The organism is Psychromarinibacter sediminicola, from assembly GCF_029168335.1.
GTDB classification, from domain to species: domain Bacteria; phylum Pseudomonadota; class Alphaproteobacteria; order Rhodobacterales; family Rhodobacteraceae; genus Psychromarinibacter; species Psychromarinibacter sediminicola.
Map to the genome: position 1 here is coordinate 15475 of NZ_JARGYC010000016.1, position 11270 is coordinate 26744.

General features: G+C 71.2%; 11 protein-coding genes. 6 read left to right on the plus strand and 5 right to left on the minus strand.

Annotation, left to right across the window (positions count from 1 at the left end; all coding sequences use genetic code 11):
- Positions 1-44: 44 nt before the first annotated feature.
- Together P1J78_RS07905 and P1J78_RS07910 are read right to left on the minus strand one after the other, a co-directional pair.
- On the minus strand, positions 45-1004 hold the full coding sequence (locus P1J78_RS07905) for a DMT family transporter (protein WP_275566795.1): 960 nt from the start codon (positions 1002-1004) through the stop codon (positions 45-47).
- 258 nt (positions 1005-1262) lie between these two features.
- Positions 1263-1850 (minus strand): YdeI/OmpD-associated family protein, encoded by a 588-nt coding sequence (locus tag P1J78_RS07910; protein ID WP_275566796.1) that lies wholly within the window; start codon positions 1848-1850, stop codon positions 1263-1265.
- Positions 1851-1980: 130 nt separating this feature from the next.
- Here P1J78_RS07910 and P1J78_RS07915 point away from each other — a divergent pair, with 130 nt between their 5' ends.
- The 6 genes from P1J78_RS07915 to P1J78_RS07940 all read left to right on the plus strand — a co-directional run bounded on the left by P1J78_RS07915 (position 1981) and on the right by P1J78_RS07940 (position 7937).
- Positions 1981-2907, plus strand: a complete 927-nt coding sequence (locus P1J78_RS07915; protein WP_275566797.1) for a branched-chain amino acid ABC transporter permease — start codon at positions 1981-1983, stop codon at positions 2905-2907.
- Entirely contained in the window at positions 2904-3848 is a 945-nt protein-coding gene (locus P1J78_RS07920) for a branched-chain amino acid ABC transporter permease (protein ID WP_275566798.1), read from the plus strand. Before P1J78_RS07915 ends, P1J78_RS07920 begins: the two co-directional genes overlap by 4 nt.
- On the plus strand, positions 3845-4552 hold the full coding sequence (locus tag P1J78_RS07925; protein WP_275566799.1) for an ABC transporter ATP-binding protein: 708 nt from the start codon (positions 3845-3847) through the stop codon (positions 4550-4552). The genes P1J78_RS07920 and P1J78_RS07925 overlap by 4 nt, the downstream gene beginning before the upstream one ends.
- Positions 4545-5240 (plus strand): ABC transporter ATP-binding protein, encoded by a 696-nt coding sequence (locus P1J78_RS07930; RefSeq protein WP_275566800.1) that lies wholly within the window; start codon positions 4545-4547, stop codon positions 5238-5240. Before P1J78_RS07925 ends, P1J78_RS07930 begins: the two co-directional genes overlap by 8 nt.
- A gap of 177 nt (positions 5241-5417) precedes the next feature.
- Positions 5418-6449: a LacI family DNA-binding transcriptional regulator gene (locus P1J78_RS07935; RefSeq protein ID WP_275566801.1), complete on the plus strand. Its 1032-nt coding sequence runs from the start codon at positions 5418-5420 to the stop codon at positions 6447-6449.
- A gap of 165 nt (positions 6450-6614) precedes the next feature.
- Positions 6615-7937: an ArnT family glycosyltransferase gene (locus P1J78_RS07940; RefSeq protein WP_275566802.1), complete on the plus strand. Its 1323-nt coding sequence runs from the start codon at positions 6615-6617 to the stop codon at positions 7935-7937.
- Positions 7938-7949: 12 nt separating this feature from the next.
- Here P1J78_RS07940 and P1J78_RS07945 read toward each other — a convergent pair whose 3' ends face one another.
- The 3 genes from P1J78_RS07945 to P1J78_RS07955 form a co-directional block, all read right to left on the minus strand.
- Positions 7950-8393, minus strand: a complete 444-nt coding sequence (locus P1J78_RS07945) for an RrF2 family transcriptional regulator (RefSeq protein ID WP_275566803.1) — start codon at positions 8391-8393, stop codon at positions 7950-7952.
- A gap of 117 nt (positions 8394-8510) precedes the next feature.
- Entirely contained in the window at positions 8511-9308 is a 798-nt protein-coding gene (locus P1J78_RS07950; RefSeq protein ID WP_275566804.1) for an oxidoreductase, read from the minus strand.
- A 161-nt stretch (positions 9309-9469) separates the two neighbouring features.
- A complete protein-coding gene (locus tag P1J78_RS07955; RefSeq protein WP_275566805.1) occupies positions 9470-11170 on the minus strand; it encodes a PAS domain-containing hybrid sensor histidine kinase/response regulator family protein in 1701 nt (566 codons plus the stop codon).
- Positions 11171-11270 lie beyond the last annotated feature (100 nt).

Here is an 11270-nt window from a genome sequence, read left to right on the forward strand (position 1 = left end):
ACTCCCTGCCTGTCCGTGGTCTGCCTGGGGGCGCCTGATCCCCGTCATCGCCGAAGGCGCGGCCGAGGGGCCTCGCGGCCGGCTTGCGTCTCGCGCCAGATCAGGAAGAGACCGGAGCCGACGATCAGCACGATCCCGCACCAGGCGGCGAGGTCCGGCCACTCTCCGAAGATCGTGACGCCCCAGATCACCGCCATCGGCATCGCGATGTATTCCATCGGCGCGACCAGCGCCGCCTCGCTGATCCGGTAGGCCTGGCTGATGAAGAATCCGCCCGCGCCGCTGCACAGCCCGACCAGCCCGATCACCGGCCAGTCGCCGGCGGCCGGCCAGGTCCAGCCGCGGAAGAAGAACTCCAGCGAGGGGCTGTCCCACCCGGTGAAGCGGCCGTCGCCGATGGCCAGCCCGATGGTGCCGGAGACGAGAATGAACGACAGCTGGATATAGACCGCCATCGTGGCCGCGCTGTCGGTCGTGCCCAGCCGCCGGGTGAAGGTGTGAAGCCCCGCGTAGCCCGTCGCGCCCAGCAGCGGCAGCAGCGCCGCGGGCTGAAACGCCGAGGTGCCGGGCCGCAGCACGATCAGCACGCCCGCCAGCCCCAGCGCGATGGCGGCCCAGCGGCGCGGGCCGACCGTCTCGCCCAGGAAGATCACCGAGAAGGCGGTGATCAGCAGCGGGCTGACGAAGAAGATGGCCACCGCGTCGGCCAGGGGCAGGGCGGCGACGCCCAGGAAGAAGGCCATGTTGGCGACGACGACGCAGAGCCCGCGCACCGCGTGCAGCCCGGGCCGCCGAGTCTTCAGGGCGGACAGGCCGCCCGAGACCGGTAGCACCACGGCCAAGATCAGCACGAGCGCGCAGAGCGAGCGCAGCAGGATCACCTCGTGCAGCGCATAGTCGCCCGAGAGGAACTTGATCGCCATGTCGTTGACCGAGAAACAGAACACCGCCACCGCGCCGCAGAGCGCGCCGACAACGGGCGGGGCCTTGGTGACGGTGGACATGGGGCGCGGACTCCGGCGTGTGCGCGATCTGTGGCAGAGCGCGGCGGCGGGGTCCAGAGCGGGCGATGGTCCGGCGGCTGCGGGACCGGCGCAACGCAGGGCGACAGGCGGCCGCCTGTGCCGCGGTCGGGCCATGCTGCGCGCTCGTCAGCCTGGGGATGTGCGGCAGTTGGGGCCACGCCTTTCGGGAGAGGGCGCAGGAGTGGGGTCGGCGGTCCGCCGGACCCTCTGGCACGCCCTGCAGGCCCCAGTGACGGCTCAGCGGTCGTGGAAGCCCTTGCCGTCGCGTATCCTGGGCGCGGCCTTCTCGACGCGGGCGGTGCGCGTCTTTGCCTGCTTCGCGCCCGAGACATGGATGACCCAGCCGCGGCGGCGGCCGGGCGTGAGGGCGGCCCAGGCCTCGGCCAGCGCCGGGTCGGCGTCGAGCGCCGCGGCCAGTTCCTCGGGCAGGTCGAGGTCGTCGGGCGGCATCTCGGGGGAGAGGCCGCGCTTTTCGTTCTCGATCGCCTCGTCGAGGTAGGCGTGGAGCGCGTCGGCGCGCGCGTCGATCTCTTCCAGCGACGTGAAGGGCGCATAGCGGGCGGAGCGGGAATTCGGGCCGGGCGGCTCCAGCATCCCCTCGGGATCCGTCAGCAGCGCGCCCTTGAAGAAGGACAGGACGCAGCGGTCCTTCAGCCCGTCGATCGTGGCGACATTGCCGCCCGCGTGGCAATAGACCGGCTGGCGCCACTTCAACTCCTCGGTCAGCGGGTGGTCCAGGACGATCTCGCGCAGCCGTTTCTTCTCGGCCTTCCACGGCGTGTCGCGGTCGAAGAACCTGTCGAAGCGCGGGTTTCGCTCTCCCATGGCGTGCCTCTTCGCTGTTCCGGATTGACGCCGGGAGTGTCGCCCGAATCCGTGGCGCCGTCCACGGGCGCGGCCGGCGGGGGCGGGAATGCGCTTGCCCGGGCGCGCCGCAGCGGGCAACGTCGCGGGCATGGAATTCGGACCCTATCTGATGCTCGCCACGCTGGAAGGCGCCGTGACGGCGGCGGTGCTGGCGCTGACCGCCGTGGGCCTGTCGCTGGTCTTCGGGATCATGCGGGTGGTGAACGTCGCGCATGGCGAGTTCTTCATGCTGGGCGCTGTGCTGGCCTGGTGGGTGGCGTCGTGGTTCGGCGGGCACGCGGCCATCGGCTTCGTCGCGGCGGCGGTGCTGGCGCCGCTGCTGGTGGGGGCCTTGGCGGCGCTGGCGGATGTGACGGTGCTGAAACGGGTCGACTATGACCCGGAGCGGACCATCGTGGTGACCATCGGGCTTTTGTACGTGATTCAGCAGGTCGTTCTGATGACCTACGGGCCGGAGGCGCGGCCGGTGGAGCCGCCGTTCAACGCGCGGCTGGCCCTGCCCTGGGTCGAGTGGGGCGAAAGCGGGCCGGCGCTCTACTGGCCCTGGGGGCTGTCGACCACCAGCTACAAGCTGTTCGTCATCGGCGCGGCGGCGGTGGTGCTGGCCGCCGTTTGGCTGTTGATGCGGCACACCCGGATCGGGCTCGTGCTGCGGGCGACGCAGATGGACGGCGAGATGGCGCAGGTCTTCGGCATCCCGGTGGAGCGGGTCTATGCCTTCACCTTCGGGCTGGGCGCGGCGCTGGCGGCGCTGGGCGCGGTGCTGATCGTGCCGATCCAGCAGGCGCACTACCTGATGGGGGGCGATCCGCTCTTGCTGTCGTTCATCGTGGTGATCATCGGCGGTCTGGGCTCGCTGCCCGGCACGGTGGTGGCGGCGCTGCTGATCGGGCTGTCGGACGGCATCATCTCGGTCTTCTTCTCACCGACGCTGGCGAAGATCCTGGCGACGCTTCTGGTCGCGCTGGTGCTGGTGTTCCGGCCGCAGGGGCTGTTCGGGACGCGCGCGGCATGAGCGACGGGGCGAAGGCGGCTGTCCTGCACGGGGCGCTCATCGCTGCGCTCTTCGCGCTGCACTTCGTCCTGCCGGCCTATCATCACGGCAACCTGGCGCGGGTGATGGTGCTGGCGACCTACGCGATGGGCTACAACCTGCTGTTCGGCTACACCGGGCTTCTGAGCCTCGGCCACGCGATGTTCTTCGCGGCCGGGATGTACGGCATGGCGCTGCCGGTGACGCATCTGGGCTGGGCGCCGGGACCGGCGCTGCTGAGCGGGCTGGCGGCGGGGGCCCTGCTGTCGCTGGTGGCCGGGGCGCTGGCGCTGCGCACCGTGGGGGTGGCGTTCCTGATCGTGACGCTGATGTTCGCGCAGGCGGTGTATCTGACGGTCCTGTATTTCGCCGAGTGGACCAACGCCGATGACGGGCTGGTCCTGCAGCGGGCCGAGCGGGTGCTGTGGGGTCTGGACCTGAGCGACGCGGGCGTGCGCTACCTCGCGGCGCTGGTGCTGTTCTCGGTCTGCCTGGTGCTGTCGCTGTGGCTGGTGCGGCGGCCGTTCGGCAAGGTGCTGATCGCGATCCGCGAGAACGAGGCGCGGGCGGAGATGCTGGGCTACGACGTGTTCGCGCACAAGCTGGGCGCCGTGGTCGCCTCGGGCACGATGTCGGCGGCGGCGGGGGCGGCCTATGGGCTGCTGTTCGGGTATGCGGGCGCCAGCTTCGCGGGAGTGCAGTATTCGATCCTGCCGCTTCTGTGGGTGCTCTTGGGCGGAGCGGGCACGGTGATCGGGCCGTTTCTCGGCGCGCTCTTCACCTTCTACCTGATCGACATCACCAGCGGGTTCACCACGGCCTATATGGCTGTCGTCGGCGTCGTGCTCATCGCGCTGACGCTCTTCGCACCGCAGGGGATCGGCGGCGAGATCCGGCGGCGGGTCTGGAGGGGACTGCCATGAGCCTGTTGCAGACGCGGGGGCTGACCAAGGCGTTCGGCGGGCTGCACGCGGTGCAGGACGTGGATTTCGACCTGCCCGAAGGCGAGGTGCGGGCGCTGATCGGGCCGAACGGGGCGGGCAAGACCACCTTCGTGGGCATGCTCTGCGGCCGGGTGGCCCCGACGGCGGGGGCGGTGCGCTTTGCGGGCGCCGACATCTCGCGCCTGCCGGCGCATCGGCGCATCCGAGAGGGGATGGCCTACACGTTCCAGATCACCTCCGTCTTCGCCCGACTGTCGTGCCGCGAGAACGTGGCGCTGGCGGTGCGGCGGCGGAAGGGCGACGCGGCGCGGGAGGTGCCGGCGGCGCTGGCGCGCGTGGGGCTGGGGGACCGGGCCGATCAGCTGGCGGGCGATCTGAGCTATGGCCACCAGCGGCTTCTGGAGATCGCGATGGGGCTGGCGCAAAAGCCGCGGCTGCTGATCCTGGACGAGCCGACGCAGGGGCTGGCCGACAGCGAGATCGAGGGGTTCGTGGCGCTGGTGCGCGAGGTGAGGGCCGAGGCGACGGTGCTGCTGATCGAGCACAACATGAGCGTGGTGATGGACACGGCCGACCGGATCACGGTGCTGAACTTCGGCGAGGTGCTGGCCGAGGGCACGCCCGAGGAGATCCATGCCGACGGCCGGGTGCAGGACGCCTATCTGGGGACCGGCGATGCTTGAGCTGAAGGGCATTTCCACCGGCTACGGCGCGGCGCAGGTGCTGCGCGAGGTGTCGCTGGAGGTGCGCGCGGGCGAGATCCACTGCCTGCTGGGGCGGAACGGGGCCGGCAAGACCACGACGATGAAGGCCATCGCGGGGCTGCTGCCGCTCTGGGCCGGGGCGATCGCCCTCGACGGCGCGGAGATCGGCCCGCTGCCCGCGCACAAGGTGGGACGGACCGGCGTGGGCTATATCCCGCAGGGGCGGCGGCTCTGGGGCGAGCTGACCGTGGCTCAGAACCTGGAGGTCGGGCTGATGACCCGCGGCGCCGGGCGCGACGTGCGCGAGCGTGTGCTGGACCTGTTCCCGCGGCTGCGCGAGCGGATGGGGCAGCGGGCGCAGACCCTGTCGGGCGGCGAGCAGCAGATGCTGGCCACCGCGCGGGCGCTCTGCGTGGAGCCGAAGGTGCTGCTTCTGGACGAGCCGACGGAGGGGTTGCAGCCGTCGATGATCGCGGCGATCCGGGACGTTATCGTGCGGATGCGCGGCGCGGGCGTCGCGATCCTGCTGGTGGAACTGCGGATCGACGCGGTGCTGGCCGTCGCCGACCGCGTGACCTTCCTGGAGAACGGACGGGCGCGCGAGACCTGGGCCGCGGCGGAGCTGCGCGGCCGGCACGAGGTGATCGACCGGTATCTGGGGGTTTAGGGCGGGCGAGTCGCGCGCGCCGCCCGGTCGCGACCGACGACGAGCGAGAGGGGCCGCCGCGCCCATTCGGCATTGCAGCAACGGCGGCCGGCAGAAGGCGCGTTGGCCCCAAGGTCCGCTTGCACAGCCCGTGTTTTTACCGCTAACTTTTTCCTGCGCCGGATGCGGGAGACGAATGTGCCGAGTGACGACCTGGAAAACCCCAATCGCCCCCTCACGCTGAAGGACGTGTCGGAAGCCTCCGGCGTCAGCGAGATGACGGTCAGCCGGGTGCTGCGCAACCGGGGCGACGTCAGCGAGGCGACCCGCGAAAAGGTGCTGGAGGCCGCGAAATCGCTGGGTTACGTGCCCAACAAGATCGCCGGGGCGCTGGCCAGCCAGCGGGTGAACCTTGTCACCGTCATCATCCCGTCGCTGAAGAACCTGGTTTTCCCCGAGGTGCTGTCGGGCATCTCGGAAGTGCTGGACGACACGCCGCTGCAGCCGGTCGTGGGCGTCACCAACTACAAGCCCGAGCGCGAGGAGAAGGTGCTGTACGAGATGCTCTCGTGGCGGCCCTCGGGCGTCATCATCGCCGGGCTGGAGCATTCCGACGCCAGCCGCGCCATGCTGACCGCCGCGGGCATTCCGATCGTCGAGATCATGGACAGCGACGGCGAGCCGATCGACGCCATGGTCGGCATTAGCCACCGCCGCGCCGGCCGCGAGATGGCGCGGGCGATCGTCGACGCGGGCTATCGCAAGATCGGGTTTCTCGGCACCAAGATGCCGCTGGACCACCGCGCCCGGAAGCGGTTCGAGGGGTTCACCGAGGCGCTGGCGAAGGCCGGCCTGGAGATTCACGACCACGAGTTTTACGAGGGCGGCTCGGCGCTTCTGAAGGGGCGCGAGATGACCGAGGCGATCCTGAAACGGTCGCCGGACCTCGATTTTCTGTACTATTCCAACGACATGATCGCCGCCGGCGGTCTGCTTTACTGCCGCGACAACGGGATCGAGGTGCCCGGCCGCGTCGGGCTGGCCGGGTTCAATGGGGTCGAGCTTCTGGACGGTCTGCCGGTGAAGCTGGCGACGATGGACGCCTGCCGTGCCGAGATCGGGCGCGAGGCGGCCAAGATCGTCGCGGCCCGCGCCGCGGGCGAGGAAGGCGGCCACGAACGGGTCGTGCTGACCCCGACGCTGCAGCTGGGCGAGACGCTGAAACGCTGACCGTGCGCCGCCGGCCCTGGTCGGCGGGCCGGCGCGGAATATCTGGATGACGCGACCGTGCCGTGCGGGCACGGGCAGAACGGGTTCGGTGCGGTTCATGCCGGTGGCAGGTTTTTGCGTTGATGATCGGGCCGGCGCGGCACCGGACAGGCGCCGGGGCGCGCGGTGACGCGGGGCTGGCTGGTCCCGGCGACGGCCGCGGTCGTCGCGGTGACGCTGTGTCGCGTCGCCCTCCTGTGGCTCGACGGCGCCGACGCCACGGCCGCGGAAGCGCGGGCCTGGGCCGGGGCGCCCTGGCTCGGACAGCTGGGCGCGCCGCCGCTGACCGGCTGGGTGATCTGGCTGTTCGCGCAATTCGGGGACGGCCCGGTCTGGCTGCGCCTGCCGGGGCCGCTGCTCCATGCCGCGGCGGCGCTGATCCTGGGCGGCATCGCCGACCGCCTGTTCGGCGCGCGCGTCGCGGCTCTGGTGGCGGTGGGCTGGATCACGCTGCCGGCCGTCGCCATCGCCGCGCTGGGCACCGGACCGGGGACGGTCATGGCGCCGCTGCTGGCCGCGGCGCTGGCGCTTTACATGAAGCTTCTGGACGAGTACCGGGCGTGGGTCGCGGCGGCGACGGGCCTGTTTCTGGGGCTGGCCTGCCTGGCGAGCTACTGGGCGATCCTGTTCCTGGCCAGCGCGGTTCTGGCCGGCCGCGTCTTCTCCGAGGCGCGGCCGTCGCGGTCGCAGGCGGTGCTGCTGATGGCGGTCTGGGGCGCCGTCATGACGCCGCACCTGGTGGTCGGTGCCGTCGAAGGCGGGCTGTCCTGGGCGGTGTCGGGCCCTTGGGGCGGCTGGGGTGCGTTCCTGGCCGTGGTCCTCGGGGCCGGGCCGCTGGCGGTGCCCTTGGTGCTGGCGGCGGAGCGGCCCGGCAACCCGGTCGTGCAGTTCCTTTTGATCTTCTTCGGACCGGTCGCCGCGCTGACGGCGCTGTCCGCGCCGCTGGGGATCGGCGGCGGCGGCTGGGCCGCGGCGTGGCTGGCCGGGCTGCCGGTGGCGCTGGCCTGGCTGCGTGGAAAGCGGCGCTGGCGGAGGATCTGTCTGGCCGTGAACGCGCTGGTCTGCCTGGCCGTGCCGCTGGCGCCCGTCGTGGCCGAACGGGGCCTGCTGCAGACCCTGCCATGGGTCGAAACCCGGGCGGGCCGCGGCGAGATGAGCGCGACGGTTCTCGACATTGCGGCGGACCTGAAGATCCGCGCCGTCGTGGCGGCGGATCCGGAATTACGGGCGGATCTGTCCTATTTCGGCCGCGGCCGCGGCGTGGCCGTCCATGCCCCCGGCGCGTCCGGCGTGCCCGAGGCGCGTGACGTCCTGCTCATTCTGCGTTTGGGCGTTGTGCCGCCGTGCCCGACCGAGGTCATGGAAGTGGCCGAGATCGCGCCCGATCACGGGGCCTATCGCCGGTGGCCGCAGGTGCTCCACCTGGTTCCGGGAAGCTGCTTGCGTTAGGCGCGCGGCCTCTCAGGCGACGAGCCTCGGGTCGAGGATACGGCACAGCCCGTCGTTCGAATCCACGAGCTCCGACAGCGTGACGGCGTCGAGATGGCTGTAGAACGCCTCCATCGCCCCCAGGATGCAGCCGCGCAGGCGGCAGGCCGAGACCAGCGGGCAGGTGTTCTCCTCGACCACCATGCACTCGACCAGCGGCACATCGGCTTCGAGGTTGCGGAACACGTCGCCCACCGAGATCTCCGCGGGCGCGCGGGCCAGCCGGATGCCGCCGCGGCGGCCCCGGATCGTCTTCAGAAAGCCCAGCTGCCCCAGCCGGTTGACCACGTGGCCCAAGTGGTTCTCGGACGAGTTGCAGCCCGCGGCGATTTCGGCCTTTGTCACGTTGCGATCGGTGTTGATGGCGCAAAACATCAGCACCCGCATGGCGAGGTTGGTCCGCTTGGTAATCCGCATCTCGGGCACACTCCTCTTGGCCGGATGGGATAAGGACATACCACCGGGGCGCGCGGGCCGAATTGATGCAGATCAATTGCGCGTTTCGGATTCCGAATTGGCCCGGGAGTCGCCGCGTCAGGTGTCGTTGGTGTCCGGGTAGGCGCCGATAACCCGCTGGTCGAAATCCATGACCGACCCGGTGACGACGCCGGATTGCGGCCCGAGGAAAAAGGCCGTCTGGCGGGCGACCTGTTCGGGCTGGACCAGCGCGCCGAAGGGTAGGTTCGCGGCGGCCTCGGCCTGCCAGCCCGCCGCCCGGTCGTGATAGCGGCGCTGGACCGCGTCCTCGGCCGGCGTGTCCATCCAGCCGACATTGATGCCGTTCACCCGGATGCGGTGACGGGCGAGCGTGTTGGCCGCGTTCTTCGTCGTGTAGAGCAGCGACGCCTTGGAGGCGCCGTAAGGCGCGAGGAAGGGCAGCCCGCCGTGCACGACGATGGACAGGATGTTGACGCAGCCGCCCGGATGGCCGGCGTCGATGCAGCGCTGCGCAAAGCGCTGGAGGGCGAAGAACGGACCGCGGGCGTTGGCGTTCTGGATGCGGTCCCACTGGTCGGGCGTGGTGTCGAGGATCGACCCCCGATCGGTGAGCGCCGCGGCGTTGACCAGCGCGGTGACCCGGCCCATGCGGCCGGCGGCGGCATCGACCATGTCCTGTGCCGCCTGCGCGTCGCCCATGTCGACGGGGTGAAAGCCCGCGTCGACGCCGTTCCCGGAGAGCGCTTCGGCGGCGGCCTGACCGGCCTCGCGGTTCCGGTCGGCGAGGACGAGCCGGCGGCAGCCCTGCGCGATCAGCTCGCGGGCGACGGCAAGGCCGAGCCCCTGCGCGCCGCCGGTGATCAGGGCGTGGGTGTCGGCGTGGAATGCGTCCATGGGGTCCTCCGGTGCGGCCGGAGAAAGAGGTGCCGCAGGCGGGGCGGGCGGTCAAGCGTGTCGGTGGTGCGGACCCCGTGCCGATCCGCGCGTTCGAACGATGGTCCGTGCTGCGTGTCTCTTTCCGGTCGCGCCGGAGCCGGTCGCAGCGGGAAGGGCGCTCATGCCTCCAGTGCGGTTTGTACGGCGTGCAGGAGCTCCTGCCGGTTGACCGGCTTCAGCAACACGATATCGCCGCGACCGTCGCCGTCGATCTCTCCGGCCGCCTGCGGATAGCCGGACTGGAAGATCACCTTCAGGTCCGGCTGCCGGTCCCGCAGATGCGCCGCGAGCGCCGGCCCCTGCATCGCTCCGGGCACCACGACGTCGCTGACGAGAAGGTCGAAGGGCCCGCCGGCGTCGAAGGCCGCGACGGCCTCTTCGGCATCCGCCGCCTCGGTCACGTCGATGCCGGAGCGTTCGAGCTGCAACGCGAGGATGCGGCGCACGGCCGGTTCGTCCTCGACGACGAGGACGCGCGTGCCGCGCCGGGGCCGGATGTCTTCGGACCGGACCGCCGGCGGCGCCGGGTCGGCCGCGGCGTCCTCCGGGACAGTGTTGAAATAGAGGTGGAAGGCGGTGCCGCGCCCGGGCGCGCTGTCCACCTCGATCCGGCCGCCGGCCTGCCGGATGAAGCTCTGCACCATGGCCAGGCCCAGGCCGGAATTGGCGACCGCGTCCTTGGTGCTGAAGAACGGCTGAAACACCTTGTCCCGCAGCTCGGGCGGAATGCCTGCGCCGGTATCCGCAACGGTCAGACGCACCTGCGCCTCCGATCCGTCGGCTGCCGGGTCCGCAGCCGGCAGGTCGCGGACCGAAACGGTCAGGCGGCCGCCCTCCGGCATGGCGTCGCGGGCATTGATCGCGAGGTTGAGCAGCGCGCTGTCCATCAGGCTGCGGTCCGCCACGACGGGCGCCGTCGGAGGCCCGGGCGCAAGGTCCAGCGAAATGGTTTCGGGCAACGTGCGGTACAGCAGTGGCCCCATGTCGCGCACCACCGCCGCCAGGTCGACACGGTCCGGCGCCTGCGGCGCGCGCCGCGCGAAGCCCAGCATCCGGCGGGTCAGGTCGCGGCCGCGCAGGGTGGCGGCGATCATCTCTTCGATCATCGCCTGCCGGTCGGCCGGGTCGGCGGCCTCGTCCAGCAGTTCGAGATTGCCGAGCACCACGGCAAGCAGGTTGTTGAAGTCGTGGGCGATACCGCCCGTCAGCCGGCCGAGGCTCTCCATCCGCAGCAATTCGGCCTTTCGTGCGGTTTCGTCCTGCTGGTCGGTGACGTCGGTCGCGACGCAGAAGAACCGGGCCACCTGGCCCGTCTCGTCGCGGATGGGGCGCCCGACGACGCGCAGCAGACGCGCGCCCGCGGCGTTGTTGGTGCGATAGACGATGTCGAAGGGCTCTCCGCTCCGGAGCCTGCGGAACGCCGCGCCGAACGTCGCGCGGTCGTCGGGATGGATCAGCAGGTGCGGCCCCTGCATACCGTGGGCGCGGGCGATGAATTCCCGGGGCGTCATGCCGAAGGCGGCGGCCATCTGGGGGGAGCATCGTTCGCAGGCATCGGTCTTTGCGTTCCAGACGATATAGCCGAGCTGCCCCAGGTCCATCGCCTGTTCCAGGCGCGCCGCGCGCTCCGCGGCCAGCGCCGCGCTGCGACGGCATTCGGCGCGCTCGGCTTCCAGCTCGGACCGCACGTCCTGCAGACGACGGCGCAATGCGTCGCGCTCGTGCAGAACGTCGCCGGCCAGCAGGCGCAGAAGCCAATTGCCGCGCACGCGCCCGGCGGCCGGTCGGCCGCGCGTGGGCGTTTCGGGCGCCTCGGGCATTGTCAGGCGCCCCTTGCGGGGTCCACGCCTCGAACTGCCGGAGCCTTCGTCGCGTCCGTGCCGCGCCCGACCGTCGGGCAGGGCACATTGCGGATCAGCG